Below are 19,974 nucleotides of genomic sequence, written 5' to 3'. Positions count from 1 at the left end.
ATTTAAACTTTAGATTTCAATCTGCTCAAAGTTTCCTGCGAAATATTGATATATGATGCCACAATTTTATTTGGAAGCCTTTTTACAATTGTTGGATTGATTTTTAAAAGCTGATTGTATCTTTCTAATGCATCCATTGTTGTAAACGACATTAATCGATTGGCATTATTTACATACGCTTTCTCTAAATAATTACTGTAAAATTCTCTCCATTGCGGAATGATTTTCATCAAATGATTGAAATCTTCATGTGTTATTGCAAGCAATTCAGATTTTTCGATTACCTGAATATTTTCTACGGCAGGCATTTTGGTTATAAAACTAACTAAAGCGGTGGCAAATTGATTTTCAAAAGCAATATATCGAGTGGCGTCTTTTCCTTCTTCATTAATAAAAAAGATTCGGACACAGCCTTTACCAACAAAAAAAGTCTGCTGACTAGTTTGTCCTTGTTCTAGCAGTATCTCATTTTTGTTTTTCTTTAAAGGCTTAAAATAGGAGAATATCGTTTTTAAATCTTCATCAGAAATAGCAATGCTTTTTCTAATATAATTGCCAAGCTGTTCGTATATCATTTTAGTTGTAATCTCGCACGAATTTACGGTAATAGATAATATCTTCTATCGATAGAACTACTAAATCATGCTGTTGTGCAAAGCTAACGATTTTGTCAAGTTTTGCCATGCTGCCGTCTTCATTCATTAATTCACATAAAACGGCTTCTGGTTTTAAATTGGCTAATTTCATTAAATCGACACTTCCCTCAGTGTGGCCGTTTCTTTCTAAAACTCCGTTATCTCTGGCACGAAGCGGAAATATATGTCCTGGTCTTGCTAAGTCTTCGGGTTTTGCGTTTTGTGCAACAGCCGTTTTAATTGTTGTAACTCTATCAGCAGCAGAAACTCCTGTTGTAACACCGATTTTTGCTTCAATTGTAATTGTAAAAGGCGTTTGAAAACTGCTGGTGTTTTCTTTTACCATGTACGGAAGATCTAATTGATCTGCTTTTTCATTAGGCAGACAAAGACAAACAATTCCGCTGCATTCGCGAATCATAAGCGCCATGTCTTTTACTGTAATATGTTCGGCAGAAAAGATTAAATCGCCCTCGTTTTCGCGGTTTTCGTCATCGGTTACTATAATTCCTTTTCCGCTTTTAAGCTGTTCTAAAGCATTTTCTACGCGTTCTTTGCTTGTAATTCCAAATTGAACTAACGGACTTAATTCTGTAGTGATCATTTTACTGTATTTTGAAATTGTTTTAGAAATAATTGAATCAGCAAATCTAAAGTTGTTTGTAATGTAAAAGTTTGATATAGGTCAATAAATGAATGGTGCTTTAGATTTGTTTCAGCATGATGCATGACAGTAAAAACAAGTTTTCCTGACTAATATACCTACGAGATACTTATAAAATATTTCCTGTAAAGACGAACTGCAGTGCGTCTCCATTCAGATAGAAATTCAATAGATTATTTTTTTATTAAGCGCCTCTAATAATTATCATAAAATCTTAATTTAGCAACCAGAAATTAGAATCAAAAACCACTAAAAATCAGTTGTAAATGGAAAATGTCACCGTAATTATAATGCTGCTCTTTGGCGTCGCTTTTCTGAGTCTTGTAAGCAAAAGATATAATTTTCCGGTTCCAATAGTGCTTGTTCTCTGTGGTGTAATAATAAGTGTTGTTCCTGGACTTCCAGTAATATTACTAAGTCCAGAAGTTGTATTTATTATATTTTTACCTCCTTTATTGTATCATGCCGCTTGGTATACAAGCTGGTCAGATTTTAAACAATCCATCCGACCTATAACTTTGGCAGCAGTTGGATTGGTTTTGTTTACGACAGTTGCGGTTGCAATTGCAGCACATGAATTAATAGAAGATGTCTCTTGGCCGTTAGCTTTTTTGCTGGGAGCAATCGTTTCTCCTCCTGATGCCGTTTCAGCAACTTCTATTACAAAAGGTTTAGGGTTGAATCCGAGACTTATTGCAATTCTTGAGGGAGAAAGTCTTGTTAACGATGCGAGTGGTCTGGTGGCTTATAAATATGCACTTACAGCTATCACAGCTGGAAATTTTGTACTGTGGCAGGCTGGATTAAATTTTGTGCTGATGTCGTTAATTGGAATTGCTATTGGTTTGGCTGTTGGTTTTATAATGAGCTATATTCATAAACGATTTGTTTGCGACGAAATAATCGAGGTTACTCTTACGCTTTTAACTCCATTTGCGTCGTATTTACTGGCAGAGCATTTTCATGGTTCCGGGGTTTTGGCCGTCGTTGCTACAGGACTTTATTTATCGGCAAGATCAGGAACTATTTTTACGCATGAAAGCCGAATTATGACTGGGACAATTTGGAGTGTTTTAACTAATATTTTAAACGGTTTGATTTTTATTTTAATCGGACTTCAGTTAAGACAGATTATGGCGGGAATTAGTAATTATTCAGGAACGTCATTGTTGCTGTGGGGAGCGGCAATTAGTGCAGTTGTTATATTGGTTCGTTTTTTATGGGTTGTTCCCGCCGTTTTGATTCCCAGATGGCTTAGTAAACGAATTAGACAGAAAGAGGAGTTTGATTATCGCAATATGATTATTTTTGGCTGGTCAGGAATGCGCGGCGTTGTTTCTATGGCGGCGGCATTGGCACTACCTCTTATGCTGAATGAAACGGAAGAATTCCCACTTCGAAATTTGATTATTTATCTGGTTTTTTGTGTAATCGTTTCGACTTTAGTAATTCAAGGTCTTACGCTTCCTTGGGTCATTAAAAAGTTAAAAATCGAGCGATATTCTATACTTGCTGAGGAATATAATATTCGAAATGTAATTGTCTCAGAAACTATTACTCATATCGAAGATAATTTTTCATTATTGGATGATGATCTATTGCACAATATCAAAAGCAAATATGAAGTTAAGTTTAATCGTTTGCAAAAGACAGAACTGCCGGCTAATTTTTTTGGAAATGGAAAAATGCTTGGAGGCGAAATTTTTAATGACTTTACAAAACTTCAGATTGATCTTTTAAATGTAGAACGTGGGAAACTTGAAGTTATGCATAAAGGAGGATCTGTTAATGAAGAGATTTTTAGAAAAATTGAAAAAGAACTCGATCTTGAAGAAACCAGATTGTGGATGGAAATGTATGAAGAGTAGTTTTCTTTAAGAAAACAGAATAACCTATTATTTTGATAGGTTAATAAAAGTTTTGATGTTTTTTGCTTTTTATTTCAAAATAACTCTTTAAATTTGCCGCACCAATGAAAAATTATAACCAGAGAAAAAAATATTATAGCTGCAGCATGATGATGTGCTGTATGACTGCTGTGAGATTTATTGATCTGGCTTGTATATAAAAAATAATGATATTTATTTTAAAAGCCTTTCATGATTTAATTGAAAGGCTTTTTTATTTAAAATTTCCATATTCTAAGTAAAATTGAATAGACAAAATGATTGAATTAAAAAATGTAACTAAAACTTTTCATCAAAAAGACAGGATTGTAACTGCTTTATCTGATGTTTCGCTTACAGTTCCGCCAGGAAAGATTTTTGGTGTAATTGGGACTTCTGGAGCAGGGAAAAGTACGCTGATAAGATGTGTGAATCTTTTAGAGAGACCAACTTCAGGGCAAATTGTTGTAGATGGGAAAGCATTAATGCAGTTATCAAATGCTCAACTGGCGATTGAAAGAAGACAAATAGGAATGATTTTTCAGCATTTTAATCTGCTTTCTTCGAGAACCGTTTTCGAGAACGTAGCTTTTCCTTTAGAACTTGTTGGAACTTCAAAATCAGTTGTAAAAACACGTGTTTTAGAGTTGCTTCAATTAGTAGGTTTAGCAGAAAAAGCAAATGATTATCCTGCTAGTCTTTCTGGAGGTCAAAAACAAAGAGTTGCCATTGCTAGAACATTAGCTAATAATCCTAAAGTTTTATTGTGTGATGAAGCAACAAGCGCACTTGATCCCGCAACAACACGATCAATTTTAAACTTGCTGAAAGATATAAACCGTCGTTTAAATATCACGGTTTTATTGATTACACATCAAATGGAAGTTGTAAAATCAATTTGTGATGAAGTGGCGGTAATTAGTCACGGAAAGTTGATAGAGCAGGGAAGTGTTGGAGAAATTTTTGCAGATCCGAAACATGATTTAACAAAAGAATTTATTGCATCATCGCTGCATCTAGATGTTCCTGCGGTTTATCTTGAAAAATTACAAAAAGAGGATAACGGAAATTTAAATCCGTTATTAAGACTTGAAATGACTGGAAAATCAGTTAATGAGCCCGTTATTTCAGAAGTTTCCAGACTTTTTGATACTAATTTTAAAATTGTAAGCGCTCAGATGGACCAAGCGGGAGATGTTAATTTTGGTGTAATGCTGATTGAATTATCTGGTAAAAGGGAGAACTACAATGCTGCTATCGAATATTTTATTTCAAAACATATTAAAACAGAAATCATAGGTTATGTCTGAATCCATTATTGACTTATTATTAAAGGGAACTTTGGAAACTATAGTGATGACATTTGTGTCTGGCTTTTTTGGCTTTTTACTAGGTCTTCCAACAGGAATTTTACTTTTTCTTACTCGAAAGAATCAAATATTAGAACAACCCGTTTTAAATAGAATATTGTCTGTTTTAGTAAATGTATTTCGTTCTATTCCATTCATTATTTTAATCGTTTGGATGATTCCGTTTACACGTGCAATCGTAGGAACTTCTATAGGTGTAAGTGCAGCTTTGGTTCCATTAAGTATTGGTGCCGCACCGTTTATTGCCCGTCTTGTAGAGAACAGTCTTTTGAGTCTTCCTTCAGGATTAATTGAAGCTGCAAGAGCTTTAGGTGCAACTCCTTTACAGATCGTATATAAAGTATTACTTCCAGAAGCATTACCGTCATTAATAAACGCTGCATCTATAACATTAATTACACTTGTGGGTTATTCTGCAATGGGTGGTGCGGTTGGTGCCGGCGGTTTAGGGCAGGTAGGTTATCAATATGGATATATTGGTTATGATGCCGTAACAATGAATTCAGTATTAGCTTTATTGGTACTCTTGGTATTCTTGATTCAGTTTGCTGGAGATGCTTTATCGAAACGATTTGATCACAGATAATTTCAATTAAAAATTAAGAATTAAAAATTAAAAACATAGGAATGAAAAATATAAAAAGTTTTATTAAAGCAGGTGGAATTATAGCATTGTCATTAGTTTTATCAAATTGTGGAAAAAGCAAAAATAATGATCCGCATTATATTAAAGTAGGTGTTGCGGCTGGACCAGAATTTGCTGTTGCTCAGGCGGCACAAAAAGTGGCTAAGGAAAAGTACGGATTAGAAGTTGAACTCGTTACATTTAATGATTATGTGATTCCAAATGAAGCTTTGAGTCAAGGAGATATTGATGCGAATGCTTTTCAGCATAAACCTTATCTTGACGAACAGTCTAAACAACGTGGTTACAAATTGGCTATAATTGGTAAAACATTTGTATACCCGATTGCTGGTTATTCTAAAAAAATAAAAAGTCTTTCTGAATTGAAAAACGAAAGCACAGTTATTATTCCAAATGATCCAACAAATGGAGGTCGTTCATTATTGCTTTTAGAGAAAAATGGTTTGCTGAAACTTAAAGCAGGTATTGGTTTATTACCTAAAGTAACAGATATAGTAAGCAATCCTAAAAATCTGAAAATATTAGAATTAGAAGCGCCACAATTACCTCGTGCTCTTGACGATCAAAATGTAACGATTGCAATTATCAATAATACATTTGCTTCTCAGGCTGGATTAGTTCCTGCTCGTGATGCATTGTTTGTAGAAGATAAGGATTCGCCTTATGTGAATCTTGTTGTAAGCCGTGAGGACAATAAAAATGAAGAAAAAGTAAAGCAGTTTTTACAAGCTTTTCAATCACCAGAAGTAGAACAGGCTGCAATTCGCGAATTTAAAGGCGGCGCTGTAAAAGGCTGGTAAAAAAAACATAAAAAACTATTATTTTAAAGGCCTTTAGAGGCCTTTTTTTATTTCTCATTTTTTGAAATTACGCTGATAGAACTTCTTGATACAGAATGATATAAATCTTATTTTGTTGTTTTTCAGACGTTTGCGGGCCGTGTTAATTATGGTTTACTTTTATTTTTGCTGCTGATAAGAATGATTTAGAACGTTCTGAATCATTTTAAATGAAGTAAAAAGTTAATCTTAATTAATTCTGTTATGAAAATATTCAATTTAACACTATTCTTTATCGTAAGTTTTTTTAATGCTCCTACAGAAAACGTAAACGACAAGCCTGCCGCAAATATTGAAGATGTAAGACTGACGCAGCAGCTTACTGAAGTAAAAGCATTACTAAAAAATCGTGCTGAGTATAATGATAAGATTGTTTTTCTGGTTGATATGAAAATCAAATCTGGGTATAATAGGTTTTTTGTTTATGATATAGCCAATAATAAAATTTTAGATAAAGGGCTTGTGGCTAATGGTTCAGGGTCTGAAACGGCTGTAAAAGGAGATTTGAAATTTAGTAACGAACCCAATTCTAAATGCACTTCGTTAGGCAGATATTCCGTTGGTAAATCTTATAAAGGAATGTTTGGAAAAGCCTATAAATTAAACGGTCTTGACGAAACTAATAGTAATGCAGCTAAAAGAGCAGTAGTTTTACATTCATATTCTGCTGTTCCAAACGATGAGCAGGAGTATTATATCTCCAATAGTCAGGGTTGTCCTATGGTAAGCGAAGTTTTTTTTAAAAGATTAGAAAAGATAATTGATGGTTCAAAATCAAATATCATCTTGCATATTTTTTATTAATTGAAAGCTTTGAGGCTTTTTGTTACGGAGTTTCGTGTGCAATTTCTCTCCCGAAGCCTCGGGATCGAAATGACAAACTTTGAGTACTATGTATTAGAAAATAGTTTCTTTCAATTAACTTTTTTTGAAAAGAAAACCCATACTGATCTCAAAACTTCGGGACAAGGCTGTCTTTTTAAATAAAATAGTTAGTGCCAGTTAAATTGCATCTAAGTATTATATGCCTCCATATCGAACGCTTGATCCTAAAATAAGCATTGTTACGCCTATTAAAGTAACACTAATAATAAGGACTGCCATTTTAGTGATATTATGTTTGCTAAGATTTGGAATGACACTAAATTGAGCAATCAGTGCAAGTAAAAAAGTAAAGAGTAATAATAAGAGTTTTACAGAAACTACCTTTTCGATTCCGCTGGAAAAACTAAACCAAGAATCAAAAGAAACTCCAAAATCATACGCCATCATGATTCCCGTAATAATTAGTAAAAGAAGAGAGCTCATGCCTAGCGCTTCAAATTTTTTCTCGTAGTTTAAAATAATACTAGGGTCTTTTTGTTTTAAAGCTAAAGGCAGGTATCGAATACTTAAAACAAGATGTCCGCCAACCCAGATTGTTGCTGAGATAAGATGAATTATTAAAAGAAAATGATGCAGTTTCATGAGCTTTTTAGTTTTAGATTGATAAAAAGTAAGAGCGATTTTTTTAGAAATTATTCTCTAAAAACAATTTTTACTTTTGATGCAGAAAAATCGGCAATATTCATTTTTTGATCAGAATGACCTATAGAAGCGAGTGTTGGCACATTGTTTCTAAAATGTTGAATATAATAGTTTCCTTCAAAATTTTGAGTTTCAAGATAGGTTCTCATCTTTAATAATTCTGATTTATTGATAAGATTTGAATGTATTGTGGTGCGTACTTCAAATAGAATGGAAGACGTTATTAAAAGTAATAAACTTTCTTCAAATTCTGAAAATAGATTTGATTTCGTAATCTGTTTAAAAGTGTCAGGAAGGCTTTTAAAATCTAAAGCAGCATAATCTATTAGTTTTTCAGAAATCAGTTTTCTCAGAACGTTTGGTTTCGAACCGTTAGTATCAATTTTGACAGTAAAACCGAGCGCTTTTATTTCTTTTATAAAAGGAATTATGTTTTTGTGCATGGTACATTCGCCGCCGCTTAGCACTACACCGTCTAATAATCCTTTACGAGTTCTTAGAAATGCAAGAACAGTTTCAAAATCAATCTTTCCTTTACCTAGAACAATATCAGGATTGTAACAATATAAACACCGCATATTACAGCCTGCAAGCCATACAATGCAGGCTGTCTTATCCGGATAATCTAATAAAGTAAAGGGCGTGATGTTGTAAACTGCCTTATTGGATAATATTTTCCTTGAAATGGGTACGTTGTTGATGTTCGCCTTTTTTTCCAATATTAAAACTTTCTACAGGTCTATGATAACCCATTACTCTTGTGTAAACTAAACATTTACTTCTCTTAACGTGCTGTTGTGCTAGAATTTCATGACATTGTGTTTTCATATATTTCGGATTTTTGATTATTCTCGCTGAGTAAAATTTCGTCGCATTTCGGGCAGTATTCATGTTCGCCATTAAGATATCCATGAATAGGGCAGATGCTGAAAATTGGTGTAACTGTTATATAAGGCAGTTTAAAATTTGTCAATACTTTTTTTACAAAGTTTTTACAAGCTTCGGGACTGCTTATTTTTTCTCGCATATAAAGATGCAGTACCGTTCCGCCGGTATATTTACATTGTAATTCGTCCTGAAGCAATAAAGCCTCAAACGGATCTTCGGTATGATCTACAGGAATCTGTGAACTGTTTGTATAATAGATATTGCTGTTTTGACCTGCCTGCAAAATTTGTGGAAAACGCTTTTTATCTTCTTTTGCAAAACGATAAGTCGTTCCCTCCGCAGGAGTAGCTTCTAGATTGTATAAGTTTCCTGTTTCTTCTTGGAATTCTTTCATTCTTGATCGAATATGATCTAAAACTTCAATTGCAAAATGAATCCCAGAATTAGTGGTAATATCTTGTTTTCCATCAGTAAAATTAAGCACCATTTCGTTCATTCCGTTAACGCCGATGGTTGAGAAATGATTTCTGAAATGTTCCAAATAACGCTGCGTATAAGGATAAAGTCCGCGATCGTACATTTTTTGAATAAAGATTCTTTTTTTCTCCAAAGTCGATTTCGCTTTCTGCAGCAGTTCATCTAAATGATAAAATAGTTTTATGATATTCCCTTTATGCAAATATCCCAAACGAGCCATATTGATGGTTACTACGCCAATACTTCCAGTCATTTCGGCACTTCCAAATAAACCGTTTCCTCGTTTTAATAATTCACGTAAGTCAAGCTGAAGTCTGCAGCACATACTTCTAACAGCATTTGGTTTATAGGCTTCTGGGTTTTCTATTCGGTTGCCGTTTTCATCTAATACATATTGGCTTCCAATGAAGTTTTGAAAGTATGAAGAACCAATTTTGGCTGTGTTTTCAAACAGTAAATCTACATTTTCACCTTCCCAGTCAAAATCCTCTGTTATATTAACCGTAGGAATTGGGAACGTAAAAGGCTGTCCGTTTGCATCACCTTCAGTCATAATGGTATAATAAGCCTTATTAATCAAGTTCATTTCCTCTTGAAAATCGGCATATTTTAAATTCGTTAAAGCTGTAATTCCTCTTTCGTTTGCCTTTTTAATCAAGATTGGATCATTTGCAGTAAGAAATAAATGTTCGTTATTTCTAGTTGGAATCTGCTCTTTCAAATCATCAGGAGCGATCCAGTCTAAAGTTATATTTGTAAAAGGAGATTGTCCCCATCTTGCAGGCACATTCAGGTTGTAAACAAAACTTCGAATCGCTTTTAAAACTTGATCGTAACTAAGCTGGTCTTTAAAGACGTATGGCGCAAGATAAGTATCAAATGAACTGAAAGCCTGAGCGCCTGCCCATTCGCTTTGCAGAATTCCTAAAAAGTTAGCCATTTGTCCAAGCGCCTCTCTAAAATGTGATGGAGGTTTGCTTTCGACGCGACCTCGCACACCGTTGAATCCTTCATTTAATAAAACACGAAGACTCCAACCGGCACAATAACCAGTTAAACAATCGAGATCATGAATGTGTAAATCACCATTTCTATGTGCAAAACCTTCTTCTTTATTGTAAATTTTGTCCAGCCAGTAATTCGCAATTATTTTTCCTGCAGTATTATTAACCAATCCTGCATTAGAATAGGAGGTATTGGCATTGGCATTAATGCGCCAGTCAGATTGGTTGATATATTCTTCAATAGTTTGCGTACTGTCGACATACGTTGTGCTGTCATTGAAACCATCAATATGCTCTCGCTGCAGTTTTCGAGTATGGCGATAGATAATAAAAGAACGCATGGTTTTAAAATAACCATTTTCAAAAAGAACTCTTTCTATAATGTCCTGAATTTCTTCTACCGGCCAAGAGTATTTTGATTCAAGACCTAAAGAAACCAGTTTGTATATTTTTTTATCAACTGGCAGATTTACGCTTTGAAATGCTTTTTCGATGGCGTCTTTAATTTTATAGGCTTCAAAAGGTTTGTAATCGCCGTTACGTTTGATCACATATTTTTCCATGTTTTGTATGTTTAAGAAACTTTCTCAAATTTTTTCTCGAGACTAATAGCTTTTGGAAACAGTATATTGTTTTCCATATGAATGTGTTTGTGCAGATCGTTTTCAAATTCCTCCAGCATTGCAAATGTTACTTTGTAGGTATTGCAGGCATCAGCAGGAGGTGAGTAATTGTTGGTCAAAGCTGCAATTTTTTTAAAGCGATCACCTTCAGTATTATGTTCCTGCTTCATCATCGCAATAGGATTTTCAATAGTTCCAAAATGCGGCATTTCGAGAAAATCCCCTTTTATTTGAGCCGTTTTCATTTTTCGGATAAAGGGAAAAAGTATAACTTCTTCTTTCCTCATATGCGCTGAAAGATCTGCGGCTGATGCAGAGAAAAGAGAATTAATATCGAATAATTCTGGATGCCTTTCCCCGTGAACATTACATAGTTTGTTTAAAAACTGAAATATTACGGGCGTTTTTTCTTTTACATAACGATGATGTGTTTTTTCTATATAATCTGTAAGTAAGTCCAACGGCCAGGTTTTATAATCAAACGATTGATTTGCTTCGCTTGTTCGGGTTCTTTCAATTTCTGCAATTAATAACTCTTCATCAATAGCTCTTTTTTTACATACTTCTTCGATTGTGCGGTGTCCTTTACAACAAAAATCAATACTGTATTTAGAGAAAGTTGCTGCTGTTCTGAAATCATCTGCCACGATTTCGCCAATTGTATTTTTTGGTGTTATTTCCATTTTCTTTGAGAGGTTTTAGTCATTCAATTTGTTAGAATGGGTTCTTTTATTTTTTTACATTGTTTAATGATAATTAAGGCTGTGACAAGCATATTGCTGAATTCAATAAAAGGAATTGCGATTTTGTCTTTTTCAATTAGAGAAACTGCTGCATTTTTCAGCATTTTTATTTTTTCTACTGCATGATCTTTATCACGAGTTTCGCTGGTATAAAAAACGGTAACTAATACTTGCAGTTCTTTTTTTAGAATAGCAAAAGCTTCGCTAGTACTTGTGTCTATTTCAGAAATTTTTGGACTAGGTATTTTTGATGAGAATGCAAAATTTTGTATTGTTTTATCTATTTGTTCTGAGGCTTGATGTGCAAAAACTAAAGCTTCTAAAAGGGAATTGGAGGCTAAGCGATTTTTGCCATGTAATCCTGTTCTGGCGCATTCTCCTATGGCATATAGATTTTGAATTGACGTTAAACCATTATGATCGACTTTTATTCCGCCGCATTGATAATGAGCCGCCGGCACAATTGGAATTAGATCTTTTTCGGGCTTTAAACCTGCTAGATTGCATTGTTTTGCAATTACAGGAAACTCTTTGTAAAACTCGACTGGATCTAAGTGACGACAATCAAGATAAACGTGTTTTTTATTAGTTTGCAGCATTTCGCTGTTAATGGCATGAGAAACAATATCACGTGTTGCTAGTTCGCCTCGTGAATCATATTTAAATAGGAATCTTTTTTGATCTTCATTAACAACATAAGCGCCAAAACCGCGAACTGCTTCCGAAATTAGAAAAAACGGATTTTTGCTGCCGGCAAACAAGGCGGTGGGATGAAACTGGATGTATTGGAGGTCTTCAATTTCGATCCCAGCGCGGGCAGCCATTGCAATACCGTCACCTGTGGCAATTTCAGGATTGGTTGTGTTCTCAAAAAGCTGGCCGCAGCCGCCTGTACTCAATATGATGGTTCTGGTTTGTATGTATTTTACAGAGTTGCTTTTTTTGTCATAATAAAAAGCACCAGTGCAAAGATTTTCTTCTCCAATTTTTTCGGTATTCAAATCAATAACTTGATGATTTTCGAGTAACTGTATGTTTGAAAGTTCTTTTATACTATTCAGAAGTTTTTTTTCAATTTCTAATCCAGAACTGTCTTTATGATGCAATATCCGATGAGTAGAATGACCGCCTTCTAAACCCAAATTCCACTGTCCGCTTTCCTCTTTATCAAAAGAAGTTCCAATATCTAAAAGCTCTTTTAGTCTTTCTGGCGCCTGCTTAATTACCATATTTACAATAGTTTCATCACAGTTTCCGTCGCCAGCTTGCAGTGTATCTTTAATGTGCTGGTCAAAGCTGTCTTTTATCAAATCGGTTACAACCGCAATACCGCCTTGTGCCAATTGTGTATTTGTATTTTGAGCACTTTCTTTGGTCATAATTACAATTGACAAATCGGGTCTTTTTTGAGCTGTTTTCATAGCTAGAAAAAGTCCCGAAATACCTGAGCCAATTATTAAGATGTCAGTTTTAAGCATTTTGTTGTTTTTTTTGTTCTATGATAATTCAAGCATTCTTTCAATTGGCTGCAAAGCTTTAACTCTTAAGGGTTCAGATATTTTAATTTCTGGACTTTCGTTACTGAGGCATTGCAGGAGTTTTTCAAGGGTATTAATTTTCATAAAAGCACATTCACTGCAGGCACAGCTGTTGTCTTCTGTGGATGGGGCCGGGATCAGCGTCTTATCAGGTACAGTTTTTGAAAGTTGATGCAGAATGCCGGCCTCCGTAGCCACGATGAAAACGGAAGCAGGATCCGTTTTAATAAAGTTAATAATACCCGAAGTAGAGCCAATATAATGCGCCGTTTTCAAAATATGACTTTCCGACTCCGGGTGAGCGGCAATTTTTGCCGTTGGATTTTTTATATAAATTTCAATTAATTTGTCTAATGAAAAGGCTTCATGAACCACACAAGAACCTTCCCAGAGAACCAAATCACGCTGAGTTTCTTTTTTAAGATAATTTCCCAGATTTTGATCGGGAGCAAAAATTATCTTTTTGTTGTGAGGAATTGATCCTATTATTTTTTTTGCATTTGATGATGTACAAACGAGATCGCTCATCGCTTTTATTTCGGCAGAACAATTGATGTACGTTACTACAACATGATCAGGATATTTTTCTTTGAATATTTTAAAATCTTTCGGGTCACAGCCATCAGCAAGTGAACAGCCCGCGTTTAAATCTGGAAGCAGTACTTTTTTTGACGGATTAAGGATTTTTGCGGTTTCTGCCATAAAATGAACCCCTGCAAAAACAATAACATCTGCACTGGTTGCCTGTGCTTTTTTGGATAATTCTAAACTGTCGCCAACAAAATCTGCAATATCTTGAATGTCTTCATTTTGATAATAATGAGCTAGAATGACAGCGTTTTTTTGCTGTTTTAGACGGTTTATTTCCTGTATCAAGAATTGTTTATCCATTTTTTTTTAATCTGTTTTTTTGAAAAAATCAAGGCGCACTAAAGAAATACTGCAGTTGGTAAAACTGAAGATTTTAATGAATTTGGTGTTTTTTAGGATGCTTGATTGTAAATTTTAATAGCGTAAATATATTGTCATCAAAATTTTCAAACTATGATTCCAATCATACTGTGTTATTTTTATTTTTTTATGTTCTGGTTTAAAAATCAAACCTAAAACTGGAAAAAAATGAAGTTCGAAATTGGTTTATCTAAAGCTGAAAGTAAGATTCACAAAGACGTTGCGTCCCATTCGCGGAATTTTATTCCAGTCTGAAAAAGTGGTGTAATATTTATCAAAAATATTTTCGACACCAGTTTGCAGTTTTATTAAATTTTGATTGTAATGAAACACATATCCAGCATTGAAATTAAAAATCAAATAATCTGTCGTTTTTGTCTGACCGTATGTTGCTGCAAATTCTTTTTGAGCAAGATTTCCTAAAGCCGAAATTCCTAAATTTAAGTTCTGTTTTTTATAATCAATTCCTGCGCTGTATCGTATTGGACTTATAAAAGGAAGATTGTTTCCTTGATTGTCTTTGCCTAAACTATAAACCAGCTGCGTTTTTAAAAGCCAGTTTTGAAATAGAGAATATTCTAAATTTAAATCCGCATTAAAAATAGAGGCATAACTTATAGCTTCGTATTTTTTTACACCAGACGCTCCAATTGTCATGGGCAGAATATTAGGATCAATTTGACCTAAGATAAAATCATTTATATGAAAGTATGACGCCGTAATTTTTGTGCTTAATTGATTTGTTTTATAACCCAGTAAAAGATTGGCTTCTAAGGCTTTTTCGTTCTTTAAAAATGGATTTCCAATGTAGTCATAAAAGTCACTGCTGTTATAAAGATAAAAACCATAACCTTCAGAAACAGAAGGAGCTCTTTCTGCATAAGCACCTCCAAAACCATATTCAAATCTGCCTTTTTTTTGAGTAATGTTTGCAGAGAAACTTTTTAGAAAACGGTTTTTTGAAGCCTGCATCTCGGGATAGAAAATACGAAGGCTCTGCAATCCAAAATCATTTGCAACATCATTAGAATGAAATCCAACGGAAGTTCCAATTCTCAAAGTAGTTTCTGAAGCTATTTTGATATAATCTTCAAGAGACAAACCGTTATAAAAAGTTCGTACATCTGGCCAAGTGTACATAAACATTAAATTTTCTTTGGGATCAGCAGGATACATTGTCATTTCGGCAATCGATTTGTTGTAGAAAGCATTTAAGTCTGCTGTAAAATCGTGTATTTTATATTTCCCTTTTAGTTTAGAGTAAAATCCATAGGTGTCAGACCAGCCTGGCATATCCATATGAATGGGAACGGCAGGTCTTTTGGTATCATCCATTTTATGAGTTATGCTGTTTCCGTAAACCTTTGTTTCCCAGTTTGAAATAATACCAGAATCTGGGGTATAACGATAGCTTAAAGACATAATTTCGGCTTTTGCCAGTGAAACATCCATTGGCAGAGCCGGATAACCTACATTTGTTGCGTTATCATAAATTAGTGAAGCTTCCAGATTATTTCTCTTATTTATAAAATATCCGGCAGTTGCAGCAATGTTATATTTTGTAAATTGAGAAAAATTGATTTCTTGGTTTCCACCAGCTTTGTAATTATCAGCATCACGATGCATAAAATCCGCATGAGCGTAAAACTTTTCATTATTGTAGCCTAATGAACCTCCAATAATTTTTTGCTGATTATTACTTTCATAACCAGAGTTAAAACTGCCATTCCATCCCAAAGTATTTTGACTAAAAACAGAACGTTTTAGATCTATAGAACCGCCAATTGCCGCGCCATGACAGCTTGCCTGCTGACCAGAAGCAACTGCTGCTTCTGATAAATTTGAAACTTCGACATATGAGGTTATAGGATCCATTTTATCAGTACAAGCTCCAAAAATGCGCATTCCGTCAATAGTAATAACAGTGCGTTCTGTAGACATATTGTTAATTGTAGGTTCCCAGGCATAAGCGCCTCTTTTTATCATATTTACTTTTGTAGATTTTTGCAGATAATCTTCTACAGAAGTCAATGATTTTGGCTGTTTTTGATGTAAAGCTGCTTTTTTTCCAATAACAATAATTTCATTTAAATTTTGAGCCGAAAGGCTGTCCTTTTGTTGTTCTTGTCCCCAGCAGATTGTTGAAAAAATAGTTAGAATACATGCTGTTATCTTTTTCATCACTAGATAAATTATAAGAAAGAGACAACTAAAATTGCCTCTTTCTTGTTAATAATGAATGCTTAAAATTCAATTTCAAAATAAAGACTGCTTGAAGGATTTTCTGTTGTTACAGGTTCTCCTTTTAGCACTTCGTCTGAGGCATTTAAAAGCTGCATGTTAATTTTCCAGTATCCAGTCATCGTCAATGAAAGTTTTCCTTTATAGAAACCTCCTGCTTGAGATTGTATTAAATCGGTATTATTTGGTGATCCGTGATTTCCCATACTTGGCATTCTAGGATCTATTTTTATTTTAAAATTGTTTACTGCAGTAAACGTCATCATATCTTCCATTTTATAAAGTCCAACAGACGCATCGTTTACGGCTACTTTCGGATTTTCGGGTGCGATATAAGCCAGTACATATTTGTTGCCGCTATTGTCTTTAAATGAGATTACAGTACGTTTTGGTGATGCAGTTACGGCAATAGTGTCTGCAACGGTGTAAACAACATTGTTGATTGTATAATTAATTTTAAGTTCCCAAAATTCCTTATCATTTTGTGCCATCTGAAAAATAATATCACCTGAGTATAAGGTTTTTTTATCAGCCGTTTTAGTCACAGCTGATTTTGGACATGAATGCTGCATCGAAGTCATATGCATAATTGGTGTCCAATCAATTTTTGCATCTGTAATATAAGCACTGCTTTTTTTGTCTTTTATTCTAATGGTAACAGCATTGTAGCCTTGAATTAAAGTGCCCTTTTTTGAGTACAGTTCAACGACATGATTGTCATTCGTTAATTCTTGAATTTTTTGAAGTCCAAGTGTTTCATCAGCAGGAATTGAAGTTGAAGAATCATCATCAGAAGAACATGAGATATAGGTAATTGCTAAAAGGAAAAGGGTAATGTATTTTAAAGTTTTCATAGAATATTAATTTAAATAAGGATAATACGATTTCTGCCGAAATAGATTTCGGAGAAAATAAAGTGTAAAACATTGAAAAATTAATAGTTGAAAGCCGGTGGACGAAAGACAGAAACTGCGTCTAAATGGGAGTATAGGTTTTTGTAGACTGAGTTTATTTTTAAGCGGGCTGTATGAGCTGTTTCAAAGCAGAATACTGGAAGGTTTACGATGAAAAGTACAATTGTTTCAGCAGTTTCTATTTTTTTCTCGTTAGACGCAGGAACATCATTTTTATACGCTTTTGCCAGTTCTTTTTTCAAATGACATTTTCCATTACAGCTTAGTTCTGGAGCATTTTTGTTTTCGCATAATTCGGTAACAATGTAATGGTAGTTTACCACATAATCCAAAAATGGAAACGCAGGTCTGAAAACCACTGAAAAGAGAAATATGTAAACAAAAAACTTCATCTGTTTATTTTAGAGTACGAAGGTATCATGAACTTTTTCGGGATAGTATGATCGTAATCATAATTTAAGAAATACATCTTGTGGAACTTTGACCTGTAGTTTAACAAATAAAAAAAAGCAAACACATGAACAAATTATTTTTAATAGCAATGTTTGGCATTTTCTTTTTCGTGTCCTGCGGAAAGGATAAATCAAAAACAGATGAAGATTTTTCGACTCCGCCGCCAGCAGAGAAAACTGCGGAAGCTGAATCATATGATCCTAAAAGAGGTCTTGGGAAATACTCGACTGTAGAATTAGGAGCTTCATTAGATAAAGCAATGGCAGAAAAAGGGCTTAAAGCTGCCGAAGTAAAATGTACTTCATGCCACAAACCTACAGATGAGAAACTTGTTGGTCCGGGATGGAAAGGTGTAACGGAACGCAGAACACCACAATGGATTATGAATTTTATCACAAATCCTGATCCTATGATTGATAAAGATCCAGAATTGCAGGCTCAATTAGAGCTTTGCATGATTAGAATGCCTAATCAAGGTTTAAGTGATGACGAAGCTAGAAGTATTCTAGAATATATGCGTCAGAATGATGGGGTAAAATAAACACCAAAATAATCGAATTCTAAATAATAACCTTATGAAAAATAACTTTTTAAAATCAGTTTTTGCCATTACTTTGGGTTGCGCTTTTTTTGTTTCTTGCAAGCCCAAAGACTCTTCAGATACTGTTGACGGCGATGTAGCCAGTAAAGTATATGTTGCTCCCGGTAAGTACGATGAGTTTTACAACTTTGTCTCTGGCGGATTCAGTGGTCAAGTGAGTGTTTACGGGCTTCCAAGCGGGCGACTGCTTAGAGTAATGCCTGTATTCTCTGAAGATCCTCAAAGCGGCTACGGCTATAGTGAGGAAACAAAACCAATGTTAAACACTTCTCACGGATATGTGCCATGGGATGATCAGCATCACCTTGATTTGTCACAAACAAATGGTGAGGTAGACGGACGCTGGCTTTTTGCCAATGCAAACAATACACCTAGAATTGCACGTATTGACCTTAAAACTTTTAGAACGGCTGAAATTATTGAGCTTCCAAACTGTGGAGGAAATCACTCCTCACCATTTATTACTCAAAATACAGAGTACGTTGTTGGAGCAAGCCGTTTTAGTGTGCCTGCTGACAATGATAATGGAGATGTGCCTATCAATACGTACAAGAAAAACTTTAAAGGACACTTAAGCTTTGTAAAAGTTGGGAAAGAAGGAGAGTTAGATCTTGCTTTTCAAATTGTAACGCCTGGAGTTAATTTTGATCTTAGCCACCCAGGTAAAAAAGAGTCTCATGGATGGTTCTTTTTCTCTTGCTATAATACCGAACAAGCAAATACATTACTTGAGGTAAACGCATCTAAAAATGATAAAGATTTTATCATGGCGGTTAACTGGAAAAAAGCAGAGGAATATATTAAAGCTGGAAAAGGAAAACGTGTTCCTGCAAACTATGCTCATAATACTTGGGATGAAAAAACACAAACAGCAAAATCTGAAATTAAAAAAGAGGTGCTGATTCTTGATGCTGCAGAACTTAAAGATATCTGCTATATGATTCCTTGTCCAAAATCACCTCACGGTTGTGATATTGATCCAACAGGTGAATATATTATTGGAAGTGGAAAACTAGCAGCTTTGATTCCTGTATTTAGTTTTACAAAACTGAAAGCTGCGATTGCTAATAAACAATTTGATGGATCTTATGCTGGTATTCCAGTTGTGAAATATGAAGCTGCACTGCACGGTGAAGTTCAAAAACCAGGATTAGGACCTTTACATACTGAATTTGATGGTAAAGGAAATGCGTATACAACAATGTTTGTTTCGTCAGAGGTTGTAAAATGGAATATTAAAGATCTTAAAGTTTTAGATAGAAAAGCGACTTATTATTCTCCAGGTCACCTTATGGTTCCAGGTGGTAATACAGAAAAACCATTTGGAAAATATATGGTAGTTTATAATAAAATTACAAAAGATCGTTTCTTGCCAACAGGTCCTGAATTAGCACAAAGTGCGCAGTTATTTGATATCAGCGGAGACAAAATGAAACTGCTGCTTGATTTTCCAACAATCGGAGAACCGCATTATGCACAAGGAATTCCAGCGGATAAGATTCGTAACAACGGACAGTTGAAGTTTTACAAAATGGCTGATAACAAGCATCCTTTTGCAGCCAAAGGTGAAAAAGAAACTAAAGTGGTTAGAGAAGGAAATAAAGTACATATTTATATGACTTGTATTCGTTCTCATTTTGCTCCAGATAATATCGAAGGAATTCGTGTAGGTGATGAGGTTTATTTCCATGTTACTAATCTTGAACAAGATTGGGATGTTCCGCACGGATTTGCCATTAAAGGAGCTAATACTGCCGAATTGCTGATTATGCCGGGAGAAACACTTACTTTAAAATGGACACCTCAGAAAAAAGGAATATTCCCATTCTATTGTACCGATTTCTGTAGTGCATTGCATCAAGAAATGCAGGGTTATGTTAGAGTTTCACCAGCAGGAAGTAACGTTCCAATTAGCTACAGTCTGGGAACTAATTTACCAAAAGAATAACTACTAACCAAGTAAAGGGGGACAGA

Annotated in this window: 19 protein-coding genes; 7 read left to right on the top strand and 12 right to left on the bottom strand. The window is 34.6% G+C overall.

Going from position 1 to position 19,974, the window contains the following annotated elements; all coding sequences use genetic code 11:
- Positions 1-2: 2 nt before the first annotated feature.
- Both NLG42_RS18270 and ribB read right to left on the bottom strand, forming a co-directional pair.
- Positions 3-575 carry a Crp/Fnr family transcriptional regulator gene (locus NLG42_RS18270; RefSeq protein WP_199170230.1) on the bottom strand — a complete coding sequence of 191 codons (573 nt, stop codon included), beginning with the start codon at positions 573-575 and terminating at the stop codon, positions 3-5.
- Position 576: 1 nt separating this feature from the next.
- Positions 577-1,239 (bottom strand): 3,4-dihydroxy-2-butanone-4-phosphate synthase, encoded by a 663-nt coding sequence (gene ribB / locus NLG42_RS18265; protein WP_099718585.1) that lies wholly within the window; start codon positions 1,237-1,239, stop codon positions 577-579.
- A 326-nt stretch (positions 1,240-1,565) separates the two neighbouring features.
- Here ribB and NLG42_RS18260 point away from each other — a divergent pair, with 326 nt between their 5' ends.
- The 5 genes from NLG42_RS18260 to NLG42_RS18240 all read left to right on the top strand — a co-directional run bounded on the left by NLG42_RS18260 (position 1,566) and on the right by NLG42_RS18240 (position 6,844).
- On the top strand, positions 1,566-3,167 hold the full coding sequence (locus NLG42_RS18260; protein WP_257681821.1) for a Na+/H+ antiporter: 1,602 nt from the start codon (positions 1,566-1,568) through the stop codon (positions 3,165-3,167).
- A 296-nt stretch (positions 3,168-3,463) separates the two neighbouring features.
- Complete coding sequence (gene metN / locus NLG42_RS18255) at positions 3,464-4,495, top strand: methionine ABC transporter ATP-binding protein MetN (RefSeq protein ID WP_257681820.1); 1,032 nt, start codon at positions 3,464-3,466, stop codon at positions 4,493-4,495.
- A complete protein-coding gene (gene metI, locus NLG42_RS18250; RefSeq protein ID WP_089054837.1) occupies positions 4,488-5,141 on the top strand; it encodes a methionine ABC transporter permease MetI in 654 nt (217 codons plus the stop codon). The genes metN and metI overlap by 8 nt, the downstream gene beginning before the upstream one ends.
- A gap of 41 nt (positions 5,142-5,182) precedes the next feature.
- A complete protein-coding gene (gene metQ / locus NLG42_RS18245) occupies positions 5,183-6,001 on the top strand; it encodes a methionine ABC transporter substrate-binding lipoprotein MetQ (protein ID WP_099718579.1) in 819 nt (272 codons plus the stop codon).
- Positions 6,002-6,244: 243 nt separating this feature from the next.
- Positions 6,245-6,844, top strand: a complete 600-nt coding sequence (locus NLG42_RS18240; protein ID WP_257681819.1) for a murein L,D-transpeptidase catalytic domain-containing protein — start codon at positions 6,245-6,247, stop codon at positions 6,842-6,844.
- Positions 6,845-7,060: 216 nt separating this feature from the next.
- Here NLG42_RS18240 and NLG42_RS18235 read toward each other — a convergent pair whose 3' ends face one another.
- The 10 genes from NLG42_RS18235 to NLG42_RS18190 all read right to left on the bottom strand — a co-directional run bounded on the left by NLG42_RS18235 (position 7,061) and on the right by NLG42_RS18190 (position 17,338).
- The gene (locus NLG42_RS18235; RefSeq protein ID WP_099718575.1) at positions 7,061-7,507 is read right to left on the bottom strand and encodes a CopD family protein; all 447 of its coding nucleotides are present in this window, start codon (positions 7,505-7,507) and stop codon (positions 7,061-7,063) included.
- A gap of 50 nt (positions 7,508-7,557) precedes the next feature.
- Complete coding sequence (locus tag NLG42_RS18230; protein WP_307774284.1) at positions 7,558-8,286, bottom strand: anaerobic ribonucleoside-triphosphate reductase activating protein; 729 nt, start codon at positions 8,284-8,286, stop codon at positions 7,558-7,560.
- A complete protein-coding gene (gene nrdD / locus NLG42_RS24455; RefSeq protein ID WP_143394927.1) occupies positions 8,228-8,395 on the bottom strand; it encodes an anaerobic ribonucleoside-triphosphate reductase in 168 nt (55 codons plus the stop codon). The genes NLG42_RS18230 and nrdD overlap by 59 nt, the downstream gene beginning before the upstream one ends.
- Complete coding sequence (locus tag NLG42_RS18220; protein WP_257681818.1) at positions 8,376-10,499, bottom strand: ribonucleoside triphosphate reductase; 2,124 nt, start codon at positions 10,497-10,499, stop codon at positions 8,376-8,378. The genes nrdD and NLG42_RS18220 overlap by 20 nt, the downstream gene beginning before the upstream one ends.
- An 11-nt stretch (positions 10,500-10,510) precedes the next feature.
- A complete protein-coding gene (gene ric, locus NLG42_RS18215; RefSeq protein ID WP_099718571.1) occupies positions 10,511-11,242 on the bottom strand; it encodes an iron-sulfur cluster repair di-iron protein in 732 nt (243 codons plus the stop codon).
- 23 nt (positions 11,243-11,265) lie between these two features.
- Entirely contained in the window at positions 11,266-12,780 is a 1,515-nt protein-coding gene (gene nadB / locus NLG42_RS18210) for an L-aspartate oxidase (protein ID WP_257681817.1), read from the bottom strand.
- Positions 12,781-12,798: 18 nt separating this feature from the next.
- On the bottom strand, positions 12,799-13,731 hold the full coding sequence (gene nadA / locus NLG42_RS18205) for a quinolinate synthase NadA (protein WP_257681816.1): 933 nt from the start codon (positions 13,729-13,731) through the stop codon (positions 12,799-12,801).
- A gap of 246 nt (positions 13,732-13,977) precedes the next feature.
- The gene (locus tag NLG42_RS18200; RefSeq protein ID WP_257681815.1) at positions 13,978-15,972 is read right to left on the bottom strand and encodes a TonB-dependent receptor domain-containing protein; all 1,995 of its coding nucleotides are present in this window, start codon (positions 15,970-15,972) and stop codon (positions 13,978-13,980) included.
- Positions 15,973-16,034: 62 nt separating this feature from the next.
- Positions 16,035-16,886 carry a hypothetical protein gene (locus NLG42_RS18195; RefSeq protein WP_257681814.1) on the bottom strand — a complete coding sequence of 284 codons (852 nt, stop codon included), beginning with the start codon at positions 16,884-16,886 and terminating at the stop codon, positions 16,035-16,037.
- 80 nt (positions 16,887-16,966) lie between these two features.
- Positions 16,967-17,338 carry a hypothetical protein gene (locus tag NLG42_RS18190; RefSeq protein WP_257681813.1) on the bottom strand — a complete coding sequence of 124 codons (372 nt, stop codon included), beginning with the start codon at positions 17,336-17,338 and terminating at the stop codon, positions 16,967-16,969.
- Between the two features lie 125 nt (positions 17,339-17,463).
- Between NLG42_RS18190 and NLG42_RS18185 the strand changes: the two genes are divergently transcribed.
- Together NLG42_RS18185 and nosZ are read left to right on the top strand one after the other, a co-directional pair.
- Positions 17,464-17,940: a c-type cytochrome gene (locus tag NLG42_RS18185; RefSeq protein WP_089056412.1), complete on the top strand. Its 477-nt coding sequence runs from the start codon at positions 17,464-17,466 to the stop codon at positions 17,938-17,940.
- A gap of 34 nt (positions 17,941-17,974) precedes the next feature.
- Positions 17,975-19,948, top strand: a complete 1,974-nt coding sequence (gene nosZ, locus NLG42_RS18180; RefSeq protein WP_089056411.1) for a Sec-dependent nitrous-oxide reductase — start codon at positions 17,975-17,977, stop codon at positions 19,946-19,948.
- Positions 19,949-19,974 lie beyond the last annotated feature (26 nt).

The sequence above is a fragment of the Flavobacterium plurextorum genome (assembly GCF_024638035.1).
GTDB lineage: Bacteria > Bacteroidota > Bacteroidia > Flavobacteriales > Flavobacteriaceae > Flavobacterium > Flavobacterium plurextorum.
The sequence above is the reverse complement of the archived record's forward strand: the minus strand, read 5'-3'. Positions and strand labels throughout refer to the sequence as shown.